Annotated in this window: 23 protein-coding genes and 1 pseudogene; 9 read left to right on the top strand and 15 right to left on the bottom strand. The window is 66.8% G+C overall.

Going from position 1 to position 25,953, the window contains the following annotated elements; all coding sequences use genetic code 11:
• Nucleotides 1-10 precede the first annotated feature (10 nt).
• The gene (gene hutC, locus KR541_RS20510; RefSeq protein WP_050013407.1) at nt 11-748 is read left to right on the top strand and encodes a histidine utilization transcriptional repressor HutC; all 738 of its coding nucleotides are present in this window, start codon (nt 11-13) and stop codon (nt 746-748) included.
• Between the two features lie 82 nt (nt 749-830).
• On the opposite strand, the gene KR541_RS20505 is transcribed toward hutC, so the two are convergent.
• Nucleotides 831-1,679, bottom strand: a complete 849-nt coding sequence (locus KR541_RS20505; RefSeq protein WP_050013408.1) for a phytanoyl-CoA dioxygenase family protein — start codon at nt 1,677-1,679, stop codon at nt 831-833.
• 31 nt (nt 1,680-1,710) lie between these two features.
• Entirely contained in the window at nt 1,711-2,514 is an 804-nt protein-coding gene (locus tag KR541_RS20500) for an ABC transporter substrate-binding protein (RefSeq protein ID WP_089489903.1), read from the bottom strand.
• Between the two features lie 520 nt (nt 2,515-3,034).
• Between KR541_RS20500 and KR541_RS20495 the strand changes: the two genes are divergently transcribed.
• Both KR541_RS20495 and KR541_RS20490 read left to right on the top strand, forming a co-directional pair.
• Nucleotides 3,035-3,370 (top strand): nucleotidyl transferase AbiEii/AbiGii toxin family protein, encoded by a 336-nt coding sequence (locus KR541_RS20495; protein WP_235356192.1) that lies wholly within the window; start codon nt 3,035-3,037, stop codon nt 3,368-3,370.
• A gap of 170 nt (nt 3,371-3,540) precedes the next feature.
• Nucleotides 3,541-4,404 (top strand): LysR family transcriptional regulator, encoded by an 864-nt coding sequence (locus KR541_RS20490; RefSeq protein ID WP_089489904.1) that lies wholly within the window; start codon nt 3,541-3,543, stop codon nt 4,402-4,404.
• Between the two features lie 56 nt (nt 4,405-4,460).
• Here KR541_RS20490 and KR541_RS20485 read toward each other — a convergent pair whose 3' ends face one another.
• Genes KR541_RS20485 through KR541_RS20475 form a run of 3 tightly spaced genes read right to left on the bottom strand, consistent with a single transcriptional unit; the run spans nt 4,461 to nt 7,425 of the window.
• Nucleotides 4,461-4,937: a nuclear transport factor 2 family protein gene (locus tag KR541_RS20485; RefSeq protein WP_050013411.1), complete on the bottom strand. Its 477-nt coding sequence runs from the start codon at nt 4,935-4,937 to the stop codon at nt 4,461-4,463.
• 54 nt (nt 4,938-4,991) lie between these two features.
• A complete protein-coding gene (locus KR541_RS20480) occupies nt 4,992-6,176 on the bottom strand; it encodes an amidohydrolase family protein (RefSeq protein WP_050013412.1) in 1,185 nt (394 codons plus the stop codon).
• Nucleotides 6,177-6,225: 49 nt separating this feature from the next.
• A complete protein-coding gene (locus KR541_RS20475) occupies nt 6,226-7,425 on the bottom strand; it encodes an amidohydrolase family protein (RefSeq protein WP_089489906.1) in 1,200 nt (399 codons plus the stop codon).
• A gap of 459 nt (nt 7,426-7,884) precedes the next feature.
• Between KR541_RS20475 and KR541_RS20470 the strand changes: the two genes are divergently transcribed.
• Entirely contained in the window at nt 7,885-8,547 is a 663-nt protein-coding gene (locus KR541_RS20470; protein ID WP_124556560.1) for an outer membrane lipoprotein, read from the top strand.
• 287 nt (nt 8,548-8,834) lie between these two features.
• Complete coding sequence (locus tag KR541_RS20465; RefSeq protein WP_050013494.1) at nt 8,835-9,344, top strand: GNAT family N-acetyltransferase; 510 nt, start codon at nt 8,835-8,837, stop codon at nt 9,342-9,344.
• A gap of 71 nt (nt 9,345-9,415) precedes the next feature.
• Here the strand turns inward: KR541_RS20465 and KR541_RS37055 are convergent.
• Nucleotides 9,416-9,526, bottom strand: a pseudogene (locus KR541_RS37055) (glycoside hydrolase family 28); the annotation flags it as partial.
• 509 nt (nt 9,527-10,035) lie between these two features.
• Here KR541_RS37055 and KR541_RS20455 point away from each other — a divergent pair.
• The gene (locus KR541_RS20455; RefSeq protein ID WP_124631362.1) at nt 10,036-11,397 is read left to right on the top strand and encodes an aspartate aminotransferase family protein; all 1,362 of its coding nucleotides are present in this window, start codon (nt 10,036-10,038) and stop codon (nt 11,395-11,397) included.
• A gap of 123 nt (nt 11,398-11,520) precedes the next feature.
• On the opposite strand, the gene KR541_RS20450 is transcribed toward KR541_RS20455, so the two are convergent.
• Together KR541_RS20450 and KR541_RS20445 are read right to left on the bottom strand one after the other, a co-directional pair.
• Complete coding sequence (locus KR541_RS20450; RefSeq protein WP_124631363.1) at nt 11,521-12,705, bottom strand: M20 aminoacylase family protein; 1,185 nt, start codon at nt 12,703-12,705, stop codon at nt 11,521-11,523.
• Between the two features lie 29 nt (nt 12,706-12,734).
• The gene (locus KR541_RS20445) at nt 12,735-13,967 is read right to left on the bottom strand and encodes a diaminopropionate ammonia-lyase (RefSeq protein WP_089489909.1); all 1,233 of its coding nucleotides are present in this window, start codon (nt 13,965-13,967) and stop codon (nt 12,735-12,737) included.
• 176 nt (nt 13,968-14,143) lie between these two features.
• On the opposite strand from KR541_RS20445, the gene KR541_RS20440 reads away from it, so the two are divergent.
• Complete coding sequence (locus tag KR541_RS20440) at nt 14,144-14,620, top strand: Lrp/AsnC family transcriptional regulator (protein ID WP_089489910.1); 477 nt, start codon at nt 14,144-14,146, stop codon at nt 14,618-14,620.
• A gap of 63 nt (nt 14,621-14,683) precedes the next feature.
• On the opposite strand, the gene KR541_RS20435 is transcribed toward KR541_RS20440, so the two are convergent.
• The 7 genes from KR541_RS20435 to KR541_RS20405 form a co-directional block, all read right to left on the bottom strand.
• Nucleotides 14,684-16,408 (bottom strand): tannase/feruloyl esterase family alpha/beta hydrolase, encoded by a 1,725-nt coding sequence (locus tag KR541_RS20435; protein WP_089489911.1) that lies wholly within the window; start codon nt 16,406-16,408, stop codon nt 14,684-14,686.
• Nucleotides 16,409-16,441: 33 nt separating this feature from the next.
• Nucleotides 16,442-17,590, bottom strand: a complete 1,149-nt coding sequence (locus tag KR541_RS20430) for a porin (RefSeq protein ID WP_050013420.1) — start codon at nt 17,588-17,590, stop codon at nt 16,442-16,444.
• Between the two features lie 66 nt (nt 17,591-17,656).
• The gene (mhpT, locus tag KR541_RS20425; protein ID WP_050013421.1) at nt 17,657-18,862 is read right to left on the bottom strand and encodes a 3-(3-hydroxy-phenyl)propionate transporter MhpT; all 1,206 of its coding nucleotides are present in this window, start codon (nt 18,860-18,862) and stop codon (nt 17,657-17,659) included.
• Between the two features lie 211 nt (nt 18,863-19,073).
• Nucleotides 19,074-20,981, bottom strand: coding sequence for a feruloyl-CoA synthase (locus tag KR541_RS20420; protein WP_425542627.1), 1,908 nt, complete (start codon nt 20,979-20,981; stop codon nt 19,074-19,076).
• Complete coding sequence (locus KR541_RS20415) at nt 20,978-22,426, bottom strand: aldehyde dehydrogenase (protein WP_050013423.1); 1,449 nt, start codon at nt 22,424-22,426, stop codon at nt 20,978-20,980. The genes KR541_RS20420 and KR541_RS20415 overlap by 4 nt, the downstream gene beginning before the upstream one ends.
• 71 nt (nt 22,427-22,497) lie before the next feature.
• Nucleotides 22,498-23,328, bottom strand: coding sequence for a p-hydroxycinnamoyl CoA hydratase/lyase (locus KR541_RS20410; protein WP_050013424.1), 831 nt, complete (start codon nt 23,326-23,328; stop codon nt 22,498-22,500).
• 234 nt (nt 23,329-23,562) lie between these two features.
• On the bottom strand, nt 23,563-24,066 hold the full coding sequence (locus tag KR541_RS20405) for a MarR family winged helix-turn-helix transcriptional regulator (RefSeq protein ID WP_050013425.1): 504 nt from the start codon (nt 24,064-24,066) through the stop codon (nt 23,563-23,565).
• A gap of 283 nt (nt 24,067-24,349) precedes the next feature.
• Here KR541_RS20405 and KR541_RS20400 point away from each other — a divergent pair, with 283 nt between their 5' ends.
• Nucleotides 24,350-25,570, top strand: a complete 1,221-nt coding sequence (locus KR541_RS20400; RefSeq protein WP_179233185.1) for a DUF6402 family protein — start codon at nt 24,350-24,352, stop codon at nt 25,568-25,570.
• 113 nt (nt 25,571-25,683) lie between these two features.
• Nucleotides 25,684-25,941, top strand: coding sequence for a hypothetical protein (locus KR541_RS20395; protein WP_143328922.1), 258 nt, complete (start codon nt 25,684-25,686; stop codon nt 25,939-25,941).
• The last annotated feature ends 12 nt before the right edge of the window (nt 25,942-25,953 follow it).

The raw sequence follows: 25,953 nt of genomic DNA, 5'->3' as shown, positions 1-25,953 counted from the left end.
GGATCTTCCGATGGTCACCAAGGCCACCGCACCGTTCCAGCAGATCAAGACGCTCGTTCGCCAGCACGTCGAGTCCGGCGACTGGCGCCCCGGCGACCGCATCCCGTCCGAGCTCGATCTCGCCGCGCAGTTCGGCGTCGCGCGCATGACGGTCAACCGCGCGCTGCGCGAGCTGACCGAGGAAGGCGTGCTCAAGCGCATCGCGGGCGTCGGCACCTTCGTCGCCGAGGTGAAGCCGCAGTCGAACCTGCTGATGATCGCGCATATCCGCGACGAGATCCGCGCGCGCGGCCACGAGTACCGCTGCCGCGTGCTCAGCCAGTCGCGCGAGCCCGCGTCGTTCGACGTCGCGGCCGCGTTCGGCCTGCCGGTCAACACGCCGGTCTTTCACGTGGTGTGCGTGCACGAGGAGAACGGCCGCCCGATCCAGCTCGAGGATCGCTACGTGAACCCGGCCGCCGCGCCCGGCTTCATCGATCAGGATTTCCAGACCGAGCCGCCGTCCGAGTACCTGTACAACAACGTGTCGCACCACGAACTGGAAATCGAGCACGTCGTCGACGCGTCGCTACCGACCGGCGAGCAGGCGCAGCTGCTCGACATGCGCGCCGACGAGCCGTGCCTGACGCTCACGCGCCGCACGTGGACGGATGGGCTGCCCGTCACGTTCGTGCATTTCCTGCATCCGGGCAACCGCTACCGGCTCGGCTCGCGCTTCAAACCGGGCGCGGGACGCCACCCGACCTGATCCTTCGTCGCACGCGCCCAACGCACGACGGCCGTTTCGTCCCTGGAACCGCCGCCGGGTTCGTTACCTCGACGCGCCAGAGTCAGATCGCGCCGACCTGCCCCGCATCGCGCGACCACACGACCGGAAACAGCGGGTGATCGAGCGGCGCACCGTCCGGCAGTTGTTCCGCGAGCCCGGGGAAATGGGGCGACGTTTTCCAGCGGCGCGACGCGTGACGGATATCGTCGCCGACGAAGCGGATCGAAAACGCGCGCCGGCGGTTCTGCGTGCCGCCCGACGCATGCAGCGTCAGCATCCGGAAGCACACCATGTCACCCGGTTCGAGCGCCCAGCGACGGATCGGGAAGGCCGCGCGGTCGGCTTCGATGTCGGGCAGGTCGGCGAGGCTGCCTTCCGGAAACCACTTCGCCTCCTTGTCCATGAACGTGCGCGGCATCAGCCACGGCCCGCGATGCGAACCCGCGACGAATTCGAGCGTCGATTCGAGCGGCACCGGATCGACCGGAATCCACATGCTGACGTTGTCGTCGCCTTCGATGTCGTAGTACGGCTGGTCCTGGTGCCACGGCGTGCGCTGCCGCGTGCCGGGCTCCTTCACGAGCAGGTGGTCGTGATGCAGCCGCACGGTGTCCGTGCCCATCAGCGCGGCGGCGACCGACGGCGCCGGCGAGCGCACGATGAAGTCGCGATACGCGTCGTTGTGCTGCCAGTTGCAGAAATCCTCGAAGAACCAGCCCGGATCGTCGGGCCGGCTCGCGACCTTCGCGCGTTCGCTCGGCTGCGCGAGGTTCGCGTCGATGCCGGCCTGCAGCGCGGCCACTTCGTCCGGCGAAAAGATGCCCTTGATGCAGACCGCGCCTTCGTCGCGGAACGCGGCGATCAGTTCGGGCGTCACGGCTTGCGCGACGCGATCCTGGATACTCGTCATGGTGTGCCTGTCGGTTGGATGAGTCACGGGGTCACGGCGCCGAAGTCAGTTGCTGCTTTGCGCCGTAGATGTCGAAGTCGAAGTATTTCGCGGCGATCTTCTGGTACGTGCCGTTCGCACGGATCGCGACGATCGCGTCGTTCAGCCGCTTCTTCATGTCGCCGTCGCCCTTGCGTATGCCCATCGCCACGCCGTGTCCGGTAATCCGCGCGTCGGTCACGTCCGGGCCCGCGAACGCGTAACCCTTGCCGCGCGACGTCTTCAGGAACGAGTAGCCGGCCTGGGTCTTGTCCTGGAACGTCGCATCGAGCCGGCCGTTGACGAGATCCTGATACACCTGGTCCTGATTCTGGTACGACACGATCGTCACGCCCTTGGTCGCCCATTCGGCCTTCGCGTACGCCTCCTGCGTCGTGCCCTGGTCGATCCCGACGCGCTTGCCGGCGAGCGACGCGGCATTCGGCAGCAGCTTCGAGCCGACCGGCGCGACGAGCGCGCCCGGCGACGCATACAGCTTGTTCGAGAAGTCGATCTGCTTGAGCCGCTCGTCGGTGGCCGTCATCGCGGACATGATCACGTCGAACTTGCGCGCGCGCAGCGCGGGGATCATCCCGTCGAAGCTTTGCTCGACCCACACGCACTTCGCTTGCAGTTGCTCGCAGATCGCATTGCGCAGGTCGATGTCGAAGCCGGCCAGCGAGCCGTCGGGCTGCTTCGCCTCGAACGGCGGATACGTGGGGTCGATGCCCCAGCGGATCGTCGACGCGTCCTGCGCGAACGATACGAGCGGTGCGAACGCCAGCGCGGTGACGAGGAGCTTTGCGGTGCGGTTCATGGCATGTCCTTGAAGGTCTCGACGCGGCGGGCGACGCCGGCGTTCGGTTTGGGGCGATGCGACGGGGTGCCGGCGCGGGGCGCGAAAGACGAGGGACTTCGGTGAAACTGCCATGCAGTCTAGACCGCTTGATTTTTGAGCACAAGCAGGGAAATGCGGGAGGGCGGCGGATTAATAAAAGATCGAAGCCGGGGAGGCGGGTGACGCTCCATTGAGAGATTTTCCGGGAAATTTCGGATGTTTACCCTGCGCGATCCGCACCTGACCCAGAATGCGTTTTCCGGACACCGGCCACCACCGCGACGTGTTTCCCGCGGTTCCGTCGAATCTACTGGCAACGTGCCCTATACTGCGATGGAATTTTTCAACGTGAATCCCCACATCAGCGATGCCGCGTCCGACATCACGCCGAATGATGAGGAACACGCCGGGTTCGTGAAGCTGATGCTGCCCGACGGCGAAATCGACTTCGTGGGTCTCCCGGAATCTGACGTCTCCCGGCTACGACGAACGGACGCTGATGGATCGTGTCGTCAAGGTCGAGACTTCCGCGGAAATCGTCGCCAAGAAAATGCGGCACCGCGGCGATCGTCCGACTGCGCGGGACCTGTTCGATCTGTGCCTGGTCATCGAGCGGGAGCCGGAAAGCTTGATGGAAGCCGGTGCGTTCCTCGTTCGGCATCGCGACACGTTTCTGCGTCTGCTCAACGAGCATCGCGCCTTCGTACAACCGCGGTTCGACGACATCCGGACACTCGGCTACACGCCGTCGTTCGACTATTGCGTTGAACTCGCCGACGCATTCCTGCGAAAACTCCCCGGCGGCACGCCTGAACCCAAATCGCGCCGCCGCTGATCCCTACCGCGCCCGCGAACGTCATCCACAGGAAGTCGTCAAGCACCTCACAACCCCGCAAAACACCCGCCCAACTCGGGCGAAACCGCGATTGCCCGCGCTGCCCTGCCATGTTAAAAGTCGTCGCACGCATTTGAAAATGCAATGCCCGAATCCCTAGAAGTGCATAAATGAATAGACCCCTGTTCGACATCGACCTGCTGCGTGCGCTGGTGATGGTCGCCGACTGCGGCAGTTTCACGACGGCGTCCGCGCGCCTGCATTCGACGCAGTCGACGGTCAGCCAGAAGGTGCGCCGACTCGAGGAAATCGCCGGCCACCGCCTGCTCGACCGCGGCGCGCGCGACGTGCGGGCGACCGATGCGGGCGTGACGGTGCTCAGTTATGCGCGACGCATGCTCGCGCTGAACGACGAGATGCTGGAGGCGCTGTCGGGCGCGACGGTCGCGCTGACGATCCGGCTCGGCGTGCCCGACGATTTCGCGGCGGGCCGCACGACGCACGCGCTCGCGGCGTTCAAGCGCGAGCATCCGCAGGTGAAGCTCGAAGTGACGTGCGGGCTGAGTCGCGACATCAGCGCCGCGTACGATCGCGGCGAACTCGACCTCGTGCTGATCAAGCAGCGGCGCGACAGCCGCGAGGCCGTCGTGCGCTGGCCGGAGAAGCTGCGCTGGATCGACAGCGCGAAGCATCCGTCGATCGATCTCGACCCGGTGCCGATCGTCGTGTTCCCGCCGCGCGGACTCTACCGCGACGACATGATCAAGGCGATCGAGGAGCGCGGCCGCCGCTGGCGGATCAGCTTCACGACGTCGAGCCTGAGCGGCATCCAGGCGGCGGTCGCAGACGGGCTCGGCATCAGCGTACTGCCCGCGCGCGTGGTGACGGACGAGCATGTGGTGCTGACCGCGAAGCAGGGCTTCGCGCCGATCGAGCATATGGACATCGCGATCCTGCATCGGCCGACGGCCGACCCGATGGTCCGCGCGCTGACGAAGACGCTCGCGGCGATGCTGGAACTCGAAGGGCGGTAGGCGAAGCGGATTTCGAACGGGAGCGGCGCGCAGGGGGGCGCCGCGCGCCACACGTGTCAGAACATCGTGTTGCCGTTCGCCGCCTGCTCGGGCACCGGCTGGTTGACGTCCCAGTGTTCGACGATCTTGCCGTGCTCGAGCCGGAAGATATCCATGATCGCGCTGCCGCGCGTGCCCGGTTCGCGCACCGCGTGCACGTGCAGGATCACGTAGTCGCCGTCGACGAACGAACGTTTGATCTCACTGTGCGACTGCGGATATTTGTCGCGCAGGAACGCGACGAACTTGCGGAAACCGTCACGCCCGTCGGCCGCGTTCGGGTTGTGCTGCACGTAGCGATCGCCGACATACGCGAGCGCGGCGTCCGCATCCTTCTCGTTCAAGCCTTTCTCATAGAACGCGAGCACCGTGCGCCGGTTGGCTTCCTGCTGCGCGTCGTCGGCCGAGCCGGTCGCCACCGCATGCGCGGCGCTCACGGCGAACAGGGCCGCCGCCATCCATCGTGCGGCCCGTGCCGCGGTCGTGCGTCGCATCGTCGTCTCCCGACATCCGGTTGAAAACCGGATCATACCGGGGCGACGCGGCGCTCAGACCAGCGCACCATGACGCGCGACGATCTTCCCGGACGATACGACGAGACGCCGCACCGGCCGCGCGACGACGGCCTCCGCGAACGTCAGCGCATCGACGAGCACGACGTCCGCGCGGCTGCCCGGCTGCAGCCCGTAATCCGCGAAACCGCAGCCGCGCGCCGCGCCGTGCGTCACGCAGTCGAGCGCGACTTCGAGCGCATCGTCTCGGCGGAAATCGTTGCGCATGCCGATCAGCATCGCGCGTTCGAGCATGTCGGGCGAACCGTAGGGCGTCCACGTGTCGCGCACGCCGTCGTTGCCGCCGATCACGGTCACGCCCGCCGCGCGGCACGCGGCTACCGGCGGCACCGGCACCGCGGCCGGCGCGGTCGTGACGATTCCAACGCCGAGCTCGGCCATCCGCGCGAGCAGCGCATCGCGCTCGCGTTCGACGAGATCGCCCAGACAGAAACCATGACTGATCGTGACCTTGCCGTGCATGCCGTGCGTCGCGGTGCGCTGCAGGATCAGGTCGAGCGAGTACGCGCCCATCGACCCGCGCTCGTGCAGATGGATGTCGAGTCCGCGGCCGTGGCGTTCGGCGATCGCGAACAGCACGTCCACCGCCTCGACCGGATCGCCTTCGATCGCGCACGGATCGAGCCCGCCGAGCAGGTTGGCGCCCGCGTCGAGCGCGTCGGACAGCAGCGCATCGGTGCCCGGCCGCTTGAGCACGCCCGACTGCGGAAACGCGACGATCTGGATCTCGACCTGCCCGCGCAGCGTTTCTCGCGTCGCGAGGACGCCGTGCAGATGGCGCAGCCCGGCTTCGGTATCGACGTCGACGTGCGTGCGGATGCGCGTCGTGCCGGCCGCGAGGAACGCGCGCGCCAGCGCGAGCGACGCGGCGCCCGCGTCATGCCCGCTCGTCGCGCGATAGCGGCGTTCGTTCTCGATACGGTCGACGAGACGCGGCCCGACCGCGTTGCGATACCACGGCATCCCCCAATGGGTCTTGTCGAGGTGCGTGTGGCCTTCGACGAGGCCGGGCAGCGCCAACGCGAGCGCGCCGTCCTCGATCGCACAGCCGGCGGGCGCGTCGAGCGACGGGCCGACGCGCGCGATGCGATCGCCTTCGATCAGGATATCGAGCGCGGCGTCGGCGTTCGTGCGGACATTGCGGATCAGCAGGTTCGTCATGTCGGTTCCGGTCGGGTCGGTCGGTGCAAGGTGCCGCGGGTCGGGCGGATCAGCGCGTGAAGCGCAGCGACGGCGCGAGCGGTGCGCCCTGATCGCTTTCGCCGCGGCGGAATACCCAGCGTTCGGCCGGCACGCCCGCGACGGCCGCTGCCGCGTTCGGCGCACGCACCGCGACGAAGCTCGCGTCGCAGCCGACCGCGATTCCGTAGTGCTCCTTGCCGATCACGCGCGCGCCGGCGTGCGTCGCCATGTCGAGTGCGATGCCGAGCGCTTCGTCGGTGTAGAAGCCCGACCGGTAGCCGATCATCATCGCGCGCTGCAACATGTCGCCGTTGCCGTACGGCCACCACGCGTCGCGGATGTTGTCGTTGCCCGCGAACACGTGCACGCCCGCGTCGCGCAGCCGTTGCACCGGCGGGAACGCGCAGTCGCCCGGTGCATTCGTCAGGATCGATACGCCGGCGTCGGCCAGCACCGCAGCGGTGCGCTGCACGTCGTCGGCGCTCACCTGGCCGAGCGCGTACGCATGGCTCACGTTCACGCGTCCGCCGAGCCCGGCCGCGCGCGTGCGCGCCGCGATCCGCAGCAATTGCGCGATGCCCGTTTCGCCCGGCTCGTGCAGGTGGATGTCGATTTTCGCGCCGCGCTTCTCGGCGATGCCGAACACGATGTCGAGCTGGCCGTCCGCATCGCCGTCGAGCGTCGTCGGGTCGATTCCGCCGACCACGTCCGCGCCTTCGCGCACCGCCGCATCGAGGATCTCGGCGGTGCCCGGGCACGTGATCACGCCGGCCTGCGGAAACGCGACCAGTTCGATGTCGACGATCCCGCGCCACTGTTCTCGCGCGGCCATCACGGCGTGCAGGTTCGACAGCCCCGTCGTCGCATCGACGTCGACGTGGCTGCGCATCGCGATCGTGCCTAACGCGGCGGCCTGTGCGATCAGCGCGTTCGCGCGCTCGACGATCGGCGGCGCGGCCGCGAGCTGGCGCTTCTCGACCGCGAGCCGCTCGCGCAGCGAGCCGACCGGCTCATGCGGCACCCAGCGATCGCCGACGAAGCTCTTGTCGAGATGGATGTGGCCGTCGACGAAACCGGGCAGCACGACGCGGCCGTCGAGGTCGATCGTCTGCGCGCCGGGCGCGGCGGTGCAATCGGCGCCGATCGCGGCGAAGCGGCCGTCGCGGACGACGAGATTGACGGGTTGGCCGCTGGCGTCGCGGGCGTTGATGAAGAATCGTTCGGTCATGGCTTCGATTGGGGCGGTCGCGGCGCGACACCGACGCGGACAGGGGAGGAAACGCGGCCGGCGCGGCGCGACCGTTGGCAGGGAATCCGGCCACGATATCGGACGCCGCTGCGCGAGGCCAATTAAAAGTCGCGATGCCGCGCATTCGATTTCCCGATGTGCGGCGCGCAGCGCCGGCGGACCGAACGCGGAGACGGGTTTCGTTGGCCGTGGAAGCGGCTGGAATGTCGGCGGCCGCGCGGGGGTGCAGCGCCCGCACGCGTGCGCCGGGGAACCGCGTCGCGCCGTTGCCGGCCGCCCCTTCGACGCCCACCCCACCGGCGATTTACGCGGCAACAGACTTTACACGTTGTTACCCGGCCGCACCGGACGCGCATCCGGCCATTCCTTATACTCACGCCGAGTTCGCCACCCTGACGGGAATCCATCGGCGGACACGTTGCCGATGCAGGAAACATCATGATGCGCATGCCTTCCACGAAGACCGTTCTGTTCGCCTCGCTCGTCGCCGTGGCGGCGCTTCCGCTCACCGCGTGCGTCGCGCCGGGCTACTACGGCGCGCAGCCGGGCTATCCGCAGCAACAGCAATACGCGACGCCCGGCTATGCGCAGCCCACGTATTCGCAGCCGGGCTACGTGCAGCAGCAACCGGCGTATCCGAACCAGGCGCCGCAACCGTACGATCAATACGGCAACCCGTCGCAATACGGCTCGCAGCCGTATGACCAGTACGGCAACCCGCAACAGCAATACGCGACCCCGTACGGCAACGGCTACGGCACGCAGTACGGCACCGTGTCGAACATCCAGCCGGTCAACGGCTCGGTCGCTCCGTCGGGCATCGCCGGCACCGTCGTCGGTGCGCTGGTCGGCGGGCTGGTGGGCAACCAGTTCGGCCGCGGTCACGGCCGCGATGCGGCGACCGTGATCGGCGCGCTCGGCGGCGCGGTGGCCGGCAACCAGATCGGCCAGCAGATGGGCGCCGCGCAAGGCCCAAGCAGCTACCGGATCGACGTGCAGGTCAGCGACGGCTCGATGCGCTCGTTCGACGTGCAGTCGCCGGGCAACCTGCGTCCGGGCGACCGCGTGCAGATCAACGGCAATCAACTGTCGCGCTATTGATTCCCGTGGCGTGCGCGTGAGTTGATCGCGCGCACGTCGCCTGTTCGACGTCGTGCGCCAGACCGGCGCGACCGCGCATGCGCTTGACGCGCACCCTCCTTGATCGCGGTACGACACGCCATCATCACTGTCTTCTCCGTTCACGATCGCGCCCGCCGCCCCTGCGACGCACCGCGCATCGCCACGCGGCATCCGGATTCCTATTAGGATCAGGACGATGCATCCCCGCGACCGCCGCAGCGGCGCGCCGGCATGCACACCCCTCAACCGGAATGCCGCCGATGACGATGACGACAACGATCCGCCTGCTTGACGCCGCCGACGCGGCGCAGTTCCAGACCGTCCGCCTGCGTGCGGTCGACACCGCCCCGACGTCTTTCCTGCCGACGCTCGACGAAGAGTCGCAGGTGCCGGTCGACGAATTCGCGAAACGCCTCACGCCGACGCAGGCACAGGCCGTGTTCGGCGCGTTCGACGGCGGCACGCTCGTCGGCATCACGGGCGTACGCCGCGATGCGCGCACGAAGATCGCGCACAAGGCGACGATCTGGGGCGTGTACGTCGACGCCGCGTATCGCGGGCAACGCGTCGCGCAGGCGCTGCTCGACCGCGCGACCGCGCATGCGGCGAACGCGTGGGGATGCAGCCAGCTGATGCTGTGCGTGAACGAAGTCAACCACGCCGCGGAGCGGCTGTATGCGTCGCAGGGATTCGTGCGGTTCGGCACGGAGCCGCGCTCGATGTGCGTCGATGGCCGCTTCTACGACGAGCACTACATGGTGAAGACGCTGGCGTAGCGTATTCGTGTTCGTGTTCGCGTGCAGGTATCGATCGGCCGCACGCGAACGTCGTGGCGTGTCGCCTCATCTCACCGCTTGTGGGTGATCGTCGTGTTGACGACCTGCCCGGCGATCGTCACGTTCGTCAGCGTCATCGCGCTCACGTTGAACGCATGGATCGGCCCCGGCGACGTGACCGTCACGTTCTGCACGACCGATGCTCGCGTGCACATCGCGTCGCTCATCAGTTGGTCGTCGCAGCCGAGCGTGACGATGAAGGTGCGGCACGTTACCCGCTTCGATGCGGGTGATCGGAGAGAAAGATGAACGACGACGATGGGCGCCATGGGCGCGCCTTCCGGGGAAGGGTATCGATGCGCTGGGCGACAGCTCGCATTTATACGTCGTCATACCATATCGCGCAGTCGACGCACGCTTCGCACGGATCATGCATCCGTCGCTTACCCAGTTTTTACGCGCACAGCCGTATATATGTGTGCACACACTCACATTTCACTGCCTACGCTTAGAGATAAGTTGTCGTATGTTTATGCGCAAAAACTTCAATTAAATCGTCTCGGCCGACCTATCCGCCAAAGCGATTTCCCTGCTCGCCAACCGCCGCCGACCCGCCTCGGTAATTCCGCCTCTGTTCAGCTCCCTGCTGCCCGCGCTATCGTTTCCCCTATCCCCCAGCCAGGAGCTGCCTTTGCCTACCCGCCACGGAGTGGACCTCATCCGCGCCCGCGCGCTGTTCGATCGCGAGCGCCGCGCGTTCACCGAAGCCATGCCGGTCTCCCGCGCACTCTCCGCGGAAGCGTCCGAGCACTTGCTGTTCGGCGTGCCGTTGCACTGGATGCAGGACTGGTCGACCCCGTTCTCGCTATACGTGAAGGAAGCACGCGGCGCGACGTTCATCGACGTCGACGGTCATCGCTACGTCGACTTCTGCCTCGGCGATACGGGCGCGATGTTCGGCCATGCGCCCGAACCGGTCGCCCGCGCGCTCGTCGAGCAGGCCACGCGCGGCTATACGACGATGCTGCCGAGCGAGGACGCCGCCTGGGTGTCGCGCGAACTCGCGCGCCGCTTCCAGCTGCCGGTCTGGCAATTCGCGCTGAGCGCGAGCGACGCGAACCGCTTCGTGCTGCGCTGGGCGCGCGCGGCCACCGGCCGCAACACGATCGTCGTGTTCAACGGCTGCTATCACGGTACCGTCGACGACGTGTTCGTCGATCTCGTCGACGGCCGCCCGGTGCAGCGCGACAGTCTGCTCGGGCAGTCGTACGACCTGCTCGCGAACACGCGCGTCGTCGAATTCAACGATCTGGACGCGCTCGAAGCGGCGCTGAAGGACGGCGACGTCGCGTGCGTGCTCGCCGAGCCCGCGATGACGAACATCGGTATGGTGCTGCCCGACCCCGGCTTCTGGGAGGCCGCGCGCGAACTGACGCGCCGCCACGGCACGTTGCTGGTGATCGACGAGACGCACACGATCAGCAGCGGGCCCGGCGGCTACGCGGTCGCGCACGGCCTCGAACCGGACATGCTGGTGGTCGGCAAGCCGATCGCGGGCGGCGTGCCGTGCGCGGTGTACGGCTTCAGCGCCGAATTCGCGGAACGCGCGAAAGCGGCGAAGCTGAATGCGCCGCCCGGCCATTCGGGGATCGGCACGACGCTCACCGCGAACATGCTCGCGATGCATGCGATGCGCGCGACGCTTGCCGAAGTCGCGACCGACGCCGCGTATGCGTACATGTTCGCACTCGCCGCACGGCTCGCGGCTGGGCTCGACCAGGCGATCGCAAAACGCCGGCTGCCGTGGTGCGTGACGCGCATCGGCGCGCGCACCGAGTTTCAGTTCGCGCCCGTGCCGCCGCGCAACGGCACGCTGGCCGGCGCGCAACTCGACAGCGAACTCGAGCACATCGTGCACCTGTACCTGCTGAATCGCGGCGTGCTGATCACGCCGTTCCACAACATGATGCTCGTGTGCCCGCAAACGACGGCCGACGATGTCGATACGCTCGTCGCACAGTTCGATGCGTGCCTGGGTGAACTGGCCGGTTGATCGAATGCGACGACGGACGATCCTCGACGCGCCGGCAAACCGGTGCGCTCGAGCATCGATGCGTCGTCAATGACGAAGGTACGCCGCACGCGCGGCGAACCGAATACGCAGCGACCGCCTCCGCTACACCGCCTTCAACGCGCGTCGCGCCACTTCCGCGAAATAGCGCGCGCCGGTCGGCAAGATCTCGTCGTTGAAATCGTACGTCGCGTTGTGCAGCGGCACGCCGCCCTGCCCGGCCACTTCGCCGTTGCCGATGAACACGAAATTGCCCGGCACCGCCTGCAGGAACGCGCCGAAATCCTCCGAGATCATCATCGGCTGCACGTCGGCGTTCACCGCATCGGCGCCCGCGACGTGCGCGGCGGCCTGCGCGGCCGTGTCGACCCATTCCGGCGAATTCACCGTCGGCGCGAACTCGTGCGTGTACTCGAACGTGCAGGCCGCACCGTGCGTACGGCAGATCCCTTCGCTGATCTCGCGCATCCGCGCCTCCAGCAGCGCCTGCACGTCGCGCGAATAGCTGCGCGTGTCGCCCTTGATCGTCACCGTCGACGGCAGCACGTTGCGCAGCCCGTCGGTGATGAATTCCGTGCACGAGATCACCGCCTGCTGGCCCGGGTCGAGATTGCGCGACACGATCGTCTGCAGCGCGAGCACGATCTGCGCGCCGATCACGATCGGATCGATGCCCATGTGCGGCCGCGCCGCATGCGTGCCGCGCCCGTCGATCCGGATCACGAAATTGTCTTCGCTCGCCATGATGCCGCCCGCACGCGTCGCGAACGTGCCCGCGCGCATGCCGGGCATGTTGTGCGCACCGAAGATCGCGTCGACCGGAAAGCGCTCGAACAGCCCGTCGGCCATCATCGCCTTCGCGCCGCGGCCGTGCTCTTCCGCCGGCTGGAAAATGAAGCGCACCGTGCCGTCGAAATCCTTGCGCTCGGCCAGCAGTTGCGCGGCGCCGAGCACCATCGACATGTGGCCGTCGTGCCCGCACGCATGCATCTTGCCGGGCGTGCGCGACACGTGTTCGCGGCCCGGCGCGTGCTCGACGATGTTCAGCGCGTCCATGTCCGCGCGAATGCCGATCGTGCGCTGGCCCGTGCCGACCGTCAGGTTCGCGACGAGCCCCGTGCCGCCGATGCCGCGATGCACGTCGAGCCCGAGCGTCGTCAGGATCCGCGCGACGTAGTCCGACGTGTTCACCTCTTCGAATCCGGTTTCCGGGTGCTGGTGCAGATACCTGCGCCAGGTCTTCAGTCGGCCCTGCAGCGTGCTTTCTGCCGTTGCGTCGATTGCATCCATTGCGTTCGCCTCGTCGGTGGTCATGTCGTTCAGGCCGCCACCGCCGCGCGGCTCAGCCAGTCGCGCTGGCGCGCGAGCACCGTATCGGCCGTCTCGCCGACGCAGTTCCGGTACACGGACGGCGCGGTCGCCCCTTCCGTGTTGATCGCCAGCACGCGCGCGTTCGCGTCGAGCCCGACCTGCCGCGCGCGCGCCGGGTCGCGCATCAACACGGCCAGCCCCGCCACACCGGCCGCGCCCGATTCGCCGGCGACGAGCGGCACGTCGCGTTCGCTGCCGGCCGCGAGGCCACGCATCGCCTGCACCGCATCCGCGTCGTCGATCAGCATGAAGTGGTCGATGCACATCTCGAGAAAATCCCATGCGAGCGGCGACGCCTCGCCGCACGCGAGCCCGGCCATCACCGAATCGACGCTGCCGCTCGCCTTCGTCGCGCGGCCGGCCAGCGCGCTCTGGTACAGGCAGTCGGCCTGGCGCGGCTCGACGACGACAAAGCGCGGCCGCTGCACGCCGTCACGCTCCCACAGGTAACTCGCGACGCCCGCGGCGAGGCCGCCCACGCCGCCTTGCAGGAACACGTGCGTGAACGGCCGGCCGTCTTCCTCCGCGGCCTGCGCGGCCGCTTCGGCGGCGATCACGCCGTAGCCCTGCATCACGTCGCGCGGAATCGCTTCGTAGCCGTCGTACGACGTATCCGACACGACGTACCAGCCGTTCGCCTGCGCGAGCTGCGCCGCGCAGACGACCGATTCGTCATAGTTCCCCGCGATGCGCACGATCCGCGCGCCGTACGCGGAGATCGCGCGTTCGCGCTCGGCGTCGACGTGCGCGTGCAGCACGATCACGCAGCCGCAGCCGATCGCACGCGCGGCGGCAGCCAGCGCGCGGCCGTGATTGCCGTCGGTCGCGCTGATCACCGTCAGGTCGGCCAGTGCCGACGCGTAGCGGCCGGTGACGAGCCCTTGCGGATCGAGTGCCTGCGTGCGGCGCAGCCGCTTCACGAGCCGCACCAGCGCGATCGGCGCGCCGAGTGCCTTGAAGCTGCCGAGCGGCGAACGGCACGACTCGTCCTTCACGCTGACGCTCGCGACGCCGAGCCGCGCGGCGAGATCGGGCAGCGCGCGCAGCGGCGTGCGTGCATTGCCGACGAGCGGCCAGTGCGCGAGCCATGCGCCGCTTTCGTCGGCCGACGCGATGTTCATCACGCGGCGCAGCGCGTTCGGGTAGGCGGTGCGCGACGCGCGCGGGTTGGCGATCAGCATGGCGAAAGGCTCCGGAGCGGGACCGCTGGGGGTCCGTCGGGTGAGTCGGATCGGGCAGCGCGGGTTGCGCGCGCCGTCGGTTTGAAAAATAATATTGCGCGGTCGGGTGAATGAAATCGCCAAATCGACCGCCCGGACGCAAAAATTTCTCATTCTTCGAGGTTGCACGCGCCATCATGACGATCCCTCTCGATGCGTTCGATCGCAAGCTGCTGATGGAAGTCCAGCGCGACGCGCAGACGCCGCAGGCCGAGCTCGGCGCGCGCGTCAACCTGTCGACCGCTGCCGTGAACCGACGGCTGCGGCGTCTCGCGGAAGCGGGCGTGATCGAGCGTTATACGGCCATCGTCGCGCCGGACAAGGTCGATCATCCGCTGACGATCGTCGTGAACGTCGAGGTCGAGAGCGAGCAGATCGACCAGCTCGACGCGATGAAACGCGCGTTCGAGCGCTGCCCGCAGATCCAGCAGTGCTACTACGTGACGGGGGAATGGGATTTCGTGCTGATCCTCGCGGTGCGCAACATGGATCAGTACAACGCGCTCACGCGCGAGCTGTTCTTCGCGAACAACAACGTGAAGCGGTTCAAGACGCTGGTCAGCATGAGCCGCGTGAAGGTCGGGCTCGACGTGCCGGTCGACGCCGGCGAGTGAATGCGGCGATGAAGCGGCCGGCGCGTGACAGCGTGCGCCGGCCGCTTCCCATCGACGGCTACGTCAGCGACAACTGAAGCTCGCCGCCGAGTTCAAGTCGCCCGAACCGTTGTAGCGCGCAACCTGCGGATACGGGCACAGCGGCCGCGTACGCCCCGCGCCCCACGACGCGGGCACGTCCGCGTTCGGCACCGCGTTCGTCGTGTCGCGCGCGGCAGCCACGACCGCCGCGGGCGCCTGCCCCTGTTCGACCCACGCGACGAGCGGCGTCAGCATGTCGAACTGGTCGGCGGCCGGCCCGCCGGAGCAGTGGTTCATCCCCGGCACCGGATAGAAGCGTGCGAAGCTCGACGCATCGCCTCCGTTCGCCTGCGCGACCTGCGCGTACCAGTCGCGCGTGTCGTTGAACGAGAACACCGGGTCGCCCGTGCCGTGATAGACGAGCAGCTTCGCGCCGCGCGACTTCAGCGCGGCGAGGTTCGTCTCGTCGGGCGGCGTCATGAACGACCATGACGATTGCGTATAAGTGCCGTTCGTCGCGAAGATTGCCGGCGCATCGTGGTCCATGTCGAAGCCGAGCGCGAAGCCGGCGAGGTTCGCGAGCACCGCGGCGGTTTTCGGCGGCGTCATGAACGTGAACGCCATCGCGGCCGGGTCGAGCATGATCGAGTTCGACTGCTTCCATGCAGCCCAGCCAGGGCCCGACAGGCCCGGATCGTACGGAAAGCTCGCGTACAGCGCCGTGCCCGCGCTGTTGCGCGCCCCGGCGAACACGTTCTCCAGCGCGGTTTTCTGCGCAGGCGTCAGGCACGACCCGGTGCGCGTGCCATTCGCGCAGGTGGGAACATCGGCATCGACGCTGAAGTGCGCCTGGCACGCGGCGACGTCCTGCACCATCCCGTCGGCCGCGCCGTCGAGCGCGTCGCATTTTTCGAGAATCTTCGCGCCGACGAACTGGCGTTCCGCATCGTTGAAACCGCTGCGGATATCCGGCAACCCGTTCGTTCCCGTGGCCGATGCGATCTTCGCGAACTGCTGCGCGCCGTACATCTCGCCGATCGCCGCCTTCGGCAGATGGAAGCCCGGATCGCCCGCGATGATGCCGTCGTAGTCGGCCGGATTGCGCACCGCCGTGACCATCGCGTGACGGCCGCCGTTCGAGCAGCCGCCGAAATAGCTGCGATCGGGCGCCTTGCCGTACGCGAGCCGGATCACCTGCTTCGCCATCGGCGTCAGCGCGTCGACGGCGCCGTAGCCGTAGTCGATCCGCGCCTGCGGATCGAGGCCGAACAGCGGATTCTGCGCGGCGCTGTGCCCGGAATCCGAGCTGATCACCGCGAAACCCTGGTTCAGCGCGTTGGTCAGCGGCCCGCCGCCGCCGATCTCGCCGGTCGCGGTCACGACGTTGCCGTCGAGCCCGCCGTTCGCCTGGTAAAAGAAGCGGCCGTTCCATGCTTTCGGCAAGCGCATCTCGAAGCCGATCGCATAGGTCTTGCCGTCCACTGCGCTCACGCGCTCGTTCATTTTCCCGGCGATCACGCAGTGCTCGGCGACCGGCTTGCCGGCCACCGTCAGCGCGCCGGCCGCCGCGGTCGTCACCGACGTGAACGACGTGTTCGCATACGCGAGCTTCGCGGCGAGCGCGTCGCAGGTCTGCGCCATCGCGGCCGGCGTCGCGGCGCTCAGGTGCGTGGGCGGCGCGCTGATCGAATCGTCGCCGCCGCAACCGGCGAGCAGGGCGGCGGCGGACAGCGGCGCAATACAGAGGAATGCAGATTTCCTGTTCAAGATAACTCCCATTCGGTTCGTCACGCCGCTGAATCAGAACATGTGCCGCACGCCGACCATCGCGCCGAGCTGCCCCATCCCTGCGCCGGGCGTCGTGCCGGGCCCGCCGCCGCTGACCGAGTAGCGCGCGTGCGCGCTGTTCCACAGATACGACGATTGCGCATAGACGGCCGTGCGCTTGGTCAGCAGATAAGTCGCGCGCAGCGTGGCCATCGTCGCGCGCGTGTCGTGCGCGCTGTTGACGATCCGGTAGCCTTCGCCGTCGACGATGAAATCGGGCTTCACCGCATACGACGCGCCGACGAAGAACAGGTCCGAATGCGCGCCGGGCGCGGCCGGCGAACCGGTCGACACGCGCCGCCCGATCCAGCCCGCGCCGATCTTCGCGCCGGCCGCCTGCGCATACGCGCTCACGTGCGTACGCGCATCCTTGCCGCCGCTGCTCGTGAACGGGACGGGCGCCACGCCGTCGAAGAAGTTGGCGGCCGCGCCGGTGCCGCCGCGCTGTTCCTCGTACGATGCCGCCGCACCGAAGTACGCGCTGTCGTACTTGAGCATCACCGACCAGTTGCGGCACTGCACCGCGTCGCCCGGCACCTGCCCCGCGCACGTGCCCTGCCCCGGCGAGTTGCCGGTGCCCGCGCCGTCGCGGCCGAACGAATACGCGGCGCCGAACGTCACGCCGCGATACGCGCCGACGTAGGTCACCGCGTTGTCGGCGCGGCCGTTCGGCACGTACGCGTCGAACGAGCCGAGCCCGTAGATGTCGGGGCCGATGATGTCCGCGCCCTGCAGCGCGAGATAGGTCATCGTGTACTGACGGCCGAACGCGAGCGTACCGAAGCCGCTCTTCAGCCCGACGAAGGCCTGGCGCCCGAACAGCCGGCCGCCCTGGCCGAGATCGCCGCCGCGTACGTTGAAGCCGCTTTCGAGCGTGAACACCGCCTGGTAGCCGCCGCCGAGATCCTCGGTGCCGCGCAGCCCCCAGCGCGACGGCAGCTCGCCCGTCACGCCCGGCATCCGCACGACGTGGTCGCCGGCCGCGTTCGCGTGCGACACGAACTCGACGCCCGTGTCGATGATCCCGTACAGCGTCACGCTCGACTGCGCGTGCGCGCCCGGCGCGGCAAGCGCGCAGCACGCGCCGGCGGCCAGCAGGCCGTTCCTTGTCTTCGTCTTCATTTCGTTGCGTCTCCAGACCGTGTTGAATTGCGCGCTCTGACGGCGCGCCTTGAAAAAAACGAAACGTCAGTCGTCGGCTTGCGGGCGACGAATCAGCACGAATGCAGCGAAGGCCGCGACGAGCGTGACGGGGATGCTCGCGCCGATCACGACCGGCGCGCTGCGGCCCGCGGCCAGCAGCGTCGCGGCCGCGAGCGGCCCGACGACGGAGCCGAGCCGGCCGACGGCCACCGCCGCGCCGACGCCGGTGCCGCGCATCGCGGTCGGGTAGTAGATCGCCGCGAGCGCATACAGCACCGACTGCCCGCCGACGACGAACATCCCCGCCGCGAACGCGGCCGCCGCGAGCGACGCGAAACCGGGCGCGGCCGCGAGCGCGGCGAGCGACAGCACGATCCCGACATACATGCCGCCGACCACGCGCGACGCGCGCATCCGGTCGAGCGCCGCGCCGATGCCGAGCGCGCCGAGCCCCGCGCCGACGTTGAACGCGATCTGCACGAGGCCGACGTGTGCGCGATCGAGCCCGCGCGAAGCCATCAGCGACGGCAGCCAGTTCAGCAGGAAGTAGAGGACGATCAGCGTGCAGAAGTAGCTGACCCACAGCGCGACCGTCGACGTCGTGCGGCCGTCGCCGAACAGCGTCTTCCCGACGCTCGTGCGTGATGCCTGCGTGCCCGCGACGTCGAGATACGCGCGCGATTCCGGCAGGCACCACACGAGCAGCGGCACGAGCAGCAGCGGGCCCACGCCGCCGACGTAGAAAATGTGCCGCCATTCGGTGTCGCCCGCGAGCAGCACGCCGATCACCGACGCGATCACGCCGCCGAACGGGATCCCGCAGTACATCGTCGCGACCGCGCTGCTGCGCGAGCGCGGCTCGACCGCTTCGGACGACAGCGCGATCAGGTTCGGCATCGCGCCGCCGAGGCCGATGCCGGTCAGCACGCGCACGACGACGAGCATCGCGAACGTCGATACCTGCGCCGTCGCGATCGACAGCAGCCCGAACAGCACGACCGATGCGATCAGCACACGCTTGCGGCCGATCCGGTCGGCGAGCCGCCCGCCGAGCATCGCGCCCGGCAGCAGCCCGAAGGTGCCCGCGCTGAACGCGATGCCCATCTGCGACACGGACAGCCCGAATTCGCGCGCCATGCGCGGCGCGGCGACACCGACCGACTGCAGGTCGAGCCCTTCGAGGAGAGCGATCGCGAAACACAGCGCGAGCGTGGTCGCGACCGTGGATTTTTCGGCAACGTAAGTGTTCATGTCTCCATTCCCATGTCTTTGTAGTCGGTCGGCCCTGCAACGGCCGCCGCGCGCCGCCGCCGGCCAGTGGCGGTTCGGCGCGCGAGGTGTCGTATGAACGGCCGCCTTTATCAGGCAACCTGATTCACTGGCCAAAAAAATGCCTGCCGGTGTCGTGGCCGGCCGGTCGTTGTGCGTGCTGCTTACCGCTGCAACTGCCCGTGCGTGCTGCTTACGCGTAAATCACGTCGGGATCGCGTCGCGCCGGGTCGTACAGCGCGTCGATCGTCGCCGCGCGATGCTTCTGCACGGCCGCCTGGTTCAGCGAACCCTTGTCGGTCACCTCGCCGAGATCGAGCGACGGCGGCGTGTCGATCAGCCGGATCCGCGCGACGAACGTCGACCCGCCGCTCGCGTTGCGGTTCAGCGCGGCGAGCCACGCCGCGAACGCCGCGCGCACGGCCGGCGCGCGCAGCACGTCGGTCACGGGCGCATCGGCCGGGAGCCCCGCCAGCGCACGGCAGGCATCGACGCGCGGGAACACCAGCAAGCCGATGTCGTCGCGATTGATCCCGGTGACGACCACGTCCTGCACGTACGGCGCGCCGGTCGACACTGCATTCGCGCGCAACGGCCCGACGCTGACGAACGTGCCGCTGCTCAGCTTGAAGTCCTCGGTGAGCCGCCCGTCGAACAGCAGCCCGAGTTCCGGTCGCTGCGGATCGGCAAAGACGCCCGCGTCGCCGCTGCGGTAGTAGCCTTCTTCGTCGAACACGTCGCGCGGATCGACGTCCGCATGCCAGTAGCCGCGCATCACGTTCGGCCCCTTGAAGCGCAGTTCGTGCTTGCCGCCGCACGGCACGAGCTTCGCGTCGCAGCCGGGCGCGGGCAGCCCGATATAGCCGGCGCGCATCAGCGGTCCCGTCGTGAACAGGCACGAAGGCGACGCCTCCGTCATCCCGAGGCCGGCCATGATCCGGATGCGCTCGCCGCAATGCGCTTCGGTCACGCGGTCGAGCCGGTCCCATGCGGCCTGCGACAGCCCCGCGCCGCCGAAGAAATACAGCTTCACGCGCGAGAAGAACGTGTCGCGCAGCTCGGCATCGCGTTCGAGCGCGGCGGTCAGCTCTTCCCAGCCCTTCGGCACGTTGAAGTAGATCGTCGGCGCGATCTCGCGCAGGTTGCGCACGGTTTCGTCGAAGCGGCCGGGCATCGGGCGGCCGTCGTCGATATACAGCGTGCCGCCGTTGTACAGCGCGATGCCGAGGTTGTGACTGCCGCCGAACGTGTGATTCCACGGCAGCCAGTCGACCAGCACCGGCGGCTCGCGCGTGAGTTCCGGCATCGTCTGCCGCAGCATCTGCTGGTTGCTGCACAGCATCCGGTGCGTGGTCGGCACCGCCTTCGGCTGCTTCGTCGAACCGGACGTGAACAGGATCTTCGCGAGATGGTCGGGGCCGACCGCCGCGTGGATCGCGTCGATCGTGCGCGGAACGGTGGCGAGCAGGCGCGACAGCGGCACTGTGCGGCTCGCGACATCGGTTTGCGCATCGGCGTCGCGGGCCACGATCAGCGTTGCATCGGCCGGCAACGTCGCATCGAGCGCACGCGCGAACAGCGCACGTTCGGCGACGAACACCGCGCCCGGCCGCAGCACGCCGAGCGTGTGACGCAACTTGCCGTAGTCGGTCGACACCAGCGAATACGCGGGCGAGATCGGCGAATACGGCACGCCGGCCAGCATCGCCGCGAACATCATCTGCAAATGCTCGAGATCGTTGCCGGACAGCACCGCGAGCGGACGCTCGGCCGACAGCCCGAGATCGACGAGGCCCTGGCCGAGCACGCGCGCGCGTTCGAGCATCTGCGCGTACGTGATCTCGATCCAGCGGCCATCGGCGCCACGCCGCGCGGCCAGCACGCGGTCGGGATGCGCGTGCGCGCCGCGCACGAGGCAGTCGGTGATGCGCGTCGGGTAATCGCCGAGCGGCTCGCGCGAGCGCAGGTACCAGGTACCGTCGTCGGCGCGGCGAATCTCGGCCGCGCCGACCGCGACGGCGGCCGCGCGATAGCGCACGGCGTCGGCGTGTTGGCCGACCTGAAGCGGCGCCTTCTCTGCATTCATCGTCGGCTCGCTCATATCGGGTAGTGGCGCGGCGCGGTCTGCACGGTGATCCAGCGCAGCTCGGTGAATTCGGCGATCGACGCGCGGCTGCCGAAGCGGCCGTAGCCGCTCGCCTTCGTGCCGCCGAACGGCATCTGCGCTTCGTCGTGCACGGTCGGCCCGTTGACGTGGCAGATCCCCGATTCGATCCGGCGCGCGACCGCCATCGCACGTGCAATATCGCGGCTGAACACGCTCGCCGACAGCCCGAATTCGCTGTCGTTCGCGAGCGCCACCGCTTCGTCGTCGCTGTCCGCACGCAGGATCGCGACGACCGGTGCAAAGGACTCCTCGCGATAGAGCCGCATGTCGCGCGTCACGCCGTCGACGATCGCCGGCTGCATCGTCGCGCCTTCCACACGGCAGCCGAGCGGCAATTGCGCGCCAAGCGCACGCGCATCCTCGACCAGCGACGCCGCGCGCGCGGCAGCCGACGCATCGACCATCGTGCCGAGCGCATGACCGGCCAGCGGATCGCCGGCGACCAGCGCGCGCGCCTTCGCGGCGAGCCGCTCGACGAGCGCGTCGGCGATCGGCCGTGCGGCGATCACGCGCTCGGTCGACATGCAGATCTGCCCCTGGTTGAAGAATGCGCCGAACGCGATCGCGTCGACGGCCGCATCGAGATCGGCATCGTCGAGCACGAGCACCGGCGCCTTGCCGCCGAGTTCGAGCAGCACGGGTTTCAGGTGCGCGGCCGCGTGGCGCGCAATGATGCGGCCGACGTGCGTCGACCCGGTGAAGTTGATCCGCTTCACCTGCGGATGCGCGATCATCCGCTCGACGAGCTCAGGCGCATCGGCCGCCGCGTGCGTGATCACGTTGACCACGCCCGCGCCGAGCCCTGCCTCGTCCAGCACCGCACCGATCAGCGCATGCACGCCGGGGCACGCCTCGGACGCCTTCAGCACGACCGTGTTGCCGCAGGCGAGCGGCATCGCCAGCGCCCGCGTGCCGAGGATCACCGGCGCGTTCCACGGCGCGATGCCGAGCACCACGCCGCACGGCACGCGCATCGCGAGCGCGAGGTTGCCCGGTACGTCGGACGGGATCACGTCGCCGGCGATCTGCGTCGTCATCGACGCGGCCTCGCGCAGCATGTTCGCCGCGAGCGTCGCGTTGAAGCCGAGCCAGCCGGGCGTCGCGCCGGTTTCGGCGACGCCGGTCGCGATGATCTCGTCGATGCGCGCGTCCATCAGGTCGGCCGCCTTCAGCAGCCGGCGGCGCCGTTCGGTCGGCGCGAGTGCCGCCCACGCGGGGAACGCGCGATGCGCGGCGTCGATCGCCGCGTCGGCGTCGGCCACGCCGGCCGCCGGCGCGCGCGATGCGAGCGCGCCCGTCGCGGGGTTGAAGCGGTCGAAGGTGCGGCCGTCGCGGGCGTTGCACCACTCGCCGCCGATCAGCATCCGTCTGTCGGTCATGTCGTCTCCTGCCTTGCCTGTCTCTTGCGATTACGCCGGCGGGGAAGCCGGCGGCTGCGTCCGCGCTTGTCTCAGCGCTTGTATGCCTGCAGGCCCGGCTTGATCGTCTTGTCGTCGAGGAACTGCTTCAGCCCCTGCTCGCGACCACGCTCCGGGTCGCGCAGTTGCGCCTGGTCGAGCTTCGCATACAGGTAATCCTCGCACTGCTCCCACGTGAGTTCGCGCGAACGCTTGAAGCCGTGTTTCGCCGCGCGCAGCACGACCGGGTTCTTGTCCATCAGCCGCGCGGCGAGCGCGATCGTCGCGTCGCGCAGCCCGGCGAGCGGCACGCTGCTGTTCACGAGACCCATCTCGGCCGCTTCCGCGCCCGTGAACGTGTCGCCGGTCATGATGTAGTGCAGCGCGCGGCGATGCCCGACCGTGTCGGCCATCGCCTTGCTGACGAGGTTGCCCGGCGGGATGCCCCAGTTGATCTCCGACAGCCCGAACACCGCTTCATCGGCCGCGATCGCGAGGTCGCACGCGACGAGCGGCGAGAACCCGCCGCCGAAGCACCAGCCGTTCACCATCGCGATCGTCGGCTTGTTGTACATCCGCAGACGGCGCCACTGCCATTCCGACGCGTCGCGGCGCACTTTTTCCTGCAGCGCGTCGGAACCGCCGTCGATCTCGCGGAAATATTCCTTCAGATCCATGCCGGCCGTCCACGCGGCGCCCGCGCCGGTCAGCACCAGCACCTTCGCCTCGTCGTCGAACTCGACCGCGTCGAGGACTTCCAGCATCTCCCTGTTCAGCGTCGGGCTCATTGCGTTGCGCTTCTCGGGGCGATTCAACGTCACCCACGCGATGCCGGCCTCCACTTTCACTTCAACGGTCTGCCAGCGGTTGTCGTACTTGCTCATGTCTGTTCCTGTCGTTCGTTTCCAGTGCGATTCGGTGCGCAGCATCCCTGCTGCGGACGACTTCATTTAATATCAGGCTACCTGATATTGCAAGCGGCACGAGCGCCGGTGTAAACCCGGAGCGGAACGCGGGGAAAGCGACGGGAAATCGGGGAGCGGTCGGGAGGCCGCCGATGGCGCGTACGAAGCGAGCGCGGGCCTGGCAGGCCCGCGTCGTGAAAACCGGGGAAGCGGTCAGCCGCGCAGGTTGCGCGAGAACAGTTCGAGCGCGCGCTGCACGTGCGCGGCGTCGTCGGCCGGGATGTCGCCGAGCATGCGCTTTTCGAGCGGGCGCAGCACGGCTTCGCATTCGCGCAGCATCGCCGCGCCCGCATCGGTCAGCGTCAGCAGGATGATGCGGCCGTGCGACGGGTCGGCTTCGCGCGTGACGAAACCGCGGGCGGCCATCACGCTCATCACCTCGTTCGCCGACTGCGGTGTGATCCACGAGCGCTCGGCCAACTGCGCGTTCGACGATGCGCCGCGCGCCTCGAGCACCGACAGCGCCGTGTACTGCGCGAGCGTGATGCCGAGCGGCGCGAGCGCGTCGGTCATGTGGCGGCGCAGCAGCCGGTCGAGGCCGCCGATCACATAGGTCAGGCGTTGTTGCACGCGCGGCTTCGGCTTGTCGGCCGGCGTGCGGGCGACGTTCTTCGCGGCGGGTTTCGAACGGGCGGGCTTGGTCGGGGTGGAACTCATGGCGCGGGCTGGGTGGAATTGCGGGCCATCTTATCAGCAGGTGGGGGGACGGACGCATAGTCGCGACATCACGCTTAACGTCCCTCCATGTTCTCAGTTGCCTCGTATAAGTACGAAATTACCGGTCCGCACATCCATTAAATTACCAAAAACAATCGATTCTCATCTTGAAAATGGTTCGTCACTTCGTGATGGGGTAAAAGAACAGCTTCATTCCAATCTTCACAAGGCGGAGTGACTGCGATACCGCAACCAACAAAGGTTAATATGAGACGAGAATTTTATGGCTGACGTAAAAAAGATTCCTTACTATAGACCTCAAAAAGGGTTGCTAGGGCCAGAATTGAAGAAGTACGATGGCGCACAAGGATGCATCCCGCTCGAGACTCAAAAAACTGTATCGATCGATAAACTGGCTCCAGGCGAAAAGCCGCCGCCTCCACTGCCACCAAAGCCGGTAGCGAAGCCGCCCAAAACTCGAAAGCAAGCAGAAGCACCGCAGTCGAAGCAACAGCCGAAGACCAAAGAACCACCAAAGCAGGACGAGGCCGAAGTTTGCGAGAATCCCCCGCCCTTTGATTTACAAGATGTAGCTATTGCGATGGATAACTTGGGCTGGAGAGTGTCAGCCAAACTCGCACGCACTTGGTTTGCGAGTGCCGAGCACATTTATAATGACAATGCCAAGTCAATTCAACCAATAAACAACGATAGCGTAACTCTTGACTGGACATTGAAATTTGGAAGTGTTCGGAGGAAATATGAAAAGCTTCTTTCCGAGGATATTTATCGAGACGCCGCCATAGTCGAAGCAAAAACAAAAATTCTTGCAAAAATTAACAAGATGTTTTCAGAAGATCGACAGGCAAACCTCAATATCAATACGACTCAATTTTTGTCTGACATTCGTCATTTTCATATAGATTGGCAATTCCAGCTTGCTTCAATCAGCAATTGGGACACACTCGAAAATCTCGCACCGACGGATCTCACGGGAGCCTTGGCGAATTTTAATATATATGCAGCCATAGGCAATCTTGAGATCACTGGTGAAAAATATTTCAGATATGAGAAAACGAGCAATTTTTATTGCGTAGACGCCATCGGAAAAATTACGCATGTGTACCTTTACGTCAAAGACAACTACTCATTTAATGGAATTCAATATTTGGGGCATTGGAATAAGCGTGGCGTGATCATCGCGCCGGGGCCCGTGATAAGTGAGTCGGCGTCTAGTTCGCCAAAGCGCGATACTGATGTGGATATCTGGGTAAAAAGCATCAACAAGCCCGTGGACACGAGAAAGAGCCTTTTCGGGAAATTCAAAGAGCCCGACGTGTTCTATCCGATCTACAACTCCGACTATAGTCGATGGCGCGCCAAGCATCATAGGGGCGGGGACTTTATGATATATTCAAAACCCGTCTATCTAAAGTTGAAGAAACCTGTCGAAATAAAACTTGGTGAAATATGCAGATTAGCGCCCTCCGAATCACTGGGCTAGCCATTCTTCTGTTTTTTCTGATTGGCTTTTCCATTCATATGAGCAGACCAAATTATGGTCGGTGTGATTTTTTTGAAAATGAACTGAATGGGGGGAAGAAGGAATTTGGAGGCATGGAATATTACGCAAAGTTGTGTGGAGCGAATGTTCGGAATGGGCATGAAGTGAGGCTTCAGCTTTTTGACGGAACCGGAGAATTGCGCGCTCAACGCTATTTTTCATACTATGTAAATTCAGCAACCGAGCGAGAACTGGTAGATGGTGTCGGTGGAATCATATTTTACGATAGCTCGAGCAGTGATGTGATGCAGTTGCTTGCGATTCCGCCTACCAAGTGGGATTGGATTCGTGCCCGACTACCTTTATTTTAATTGTGGTGATTG

It is taken from the genome of Burkholderia sola (assembly GCF_905400185.1).
In the GTDB taxonomy this organism is placed as follows: Bacteria; Pseudomonadota; Gammaproteobacteria; order Burkholderiales; family Burkholderiaceae; genus Burkholderia; species Burkholderia sola.
The sequence above is the reverse complement of the archived record's forward strand: the minus strand, read 5'-3'. Positions and strand labels throughout refer to the sequence as shown.

Coding starts and splice junctions, on each gene's coding strand:
- KR541_RS20410 (WP_050013424.1), bottom strand. CDS start 23,328: ATGAGCAAGTACGACAACCGCTGGCAGACCGTTGAAGTGAAAGTGGAG.
- KR541_RS20500 (WP_089489903.1), bottom strand. CDS start 2,514: ATGAACCGCACCGCAAAGCTCCTCGTCACCGCGCTGGCGTTCGCACCG.
- KR541_RS20480 (WP_050013412.1), bottom strand. CDS start 6,176: ATGACGAACCTGCTGATCCGCAATGTCCGCACGAACGCCGACGCCGCG.
- KR541_RS20440 (WP_089489910.1), top strand. CDS start 14,144: ATGACGATCCCTCTCGATGCGTTCGATCGCAAGCTGCTGATGGAAGTC.
- KR541_RS20420 (WP_425542627.1), bottom strand. CDS start 20,981: ATGAGCGAGCCGACGATGAATGCAGAGAAGGCGCCGCTTCAGGTCGGC.
- hutC (WP_050013407.1), top strand. CDS start 11: ATGGTCACCAAGGCCACCGCACCGTTCCAGCAGATCAAGACGCTCGTT.
- KR541_RS20450 (WP_124631363.1), bottom strand. CDS start 12,705: ATGGATGCAATCGACGCAACGGCAGAAAGCACGCTGCAGGGCCGACTG.
- KR541_RS20465 (WP_050013494.1), top strand. CDS start 8,835: ATGACGACAACGATCCGCCTGCTTGACGCCGCCGACGCGGCGCAGTTC.
- KR541_RS20415 (WP_050013423.1), bottom strand. CDS start 22,426: ATGACCGACAGACGGATGCTGATCGGCGGCGAGTGGTGCAACGCCCGC.
- KR541_RS20470 (WP_124556560.1), top strand. CDS start 7,885: ATGATGCGCATGCCTTCCACGAAGACCGTTCTGTTCGCCTCGCTCGTC.
- KR541_RS20490 (WP_089489904.1), top strand. CDS start 3,541: ATGAATAGACCCCTGTTCGACATCGACCTGCTGCGTGCGCTGGTGATG.
- KR541_RS20395 (WP_143328922.1), top strand. CDS start 25,684: ATGGAATATTACGCAAAGTTGTGTGGAGCGAATGTTCGGAATGGGCAT.
- KR541_RS20445 (WP_089489909.1), bottom strand. CDS start 13,967: ATGCTGATCGCCAACCCGCGCGCGTCGCGCACCGCCTACCCGAACGCG.
- KR541_RS20400 (WP_179233185.1), top strand. CDS start 24,350: ATGGCTGACGTAAAAAAGATTCCTTACTATAGACCTCAAAAAGGGTTG.
- KR541_RS20475 (WP_089489906.1), bottom strand. CDS start 7,425: ATGACCGAACGATTCTTCATCAACGCCCGCGACGCCAGCGGCCAACCC.
- KR541_RS20405 (WP_050013425.1), bottom strand. CDS start 24,066: ATGAGTTCCACCCCGACCAAGCCCGCCCGTTCGAAACCCGCCGCGAAG.
- KR541_RS20505 (WP_050013408.1), bottom strand. CDS start 1,679: ATGACGAGTATCCAGGATCGCGTCGCGCAAGCCGTGACGCCCGAACTG.
- KR541_RS20485 (WP_050013411.1), bottom strand. CDS start 4,937: ATGCGACGCACGACCGCGGCACGGGCCGCACGATGGATGGCGGCGGCC.
- mhpT (WP_050013421.1), bottom strand. CDS start 18,862: ATGAACACTTACGTTGCCGAAAAATCCACGGTCGCGACCACGCTCGCG.
- KR541_RS20430 (WP_050013420.1), bottom strand. CDS start 17,590: ATGAAGACGAAGACAAGGAACGGCCTGCTGGCCGCCGGCGCGTGCTGC.
- KR541_RS20495 (WP_235356192.1), top strand. CDS start 3,035: ATGGATCGTGTCGTCAAGGTCGAGACTTCCGCGGAAATCGTCGCCAAG.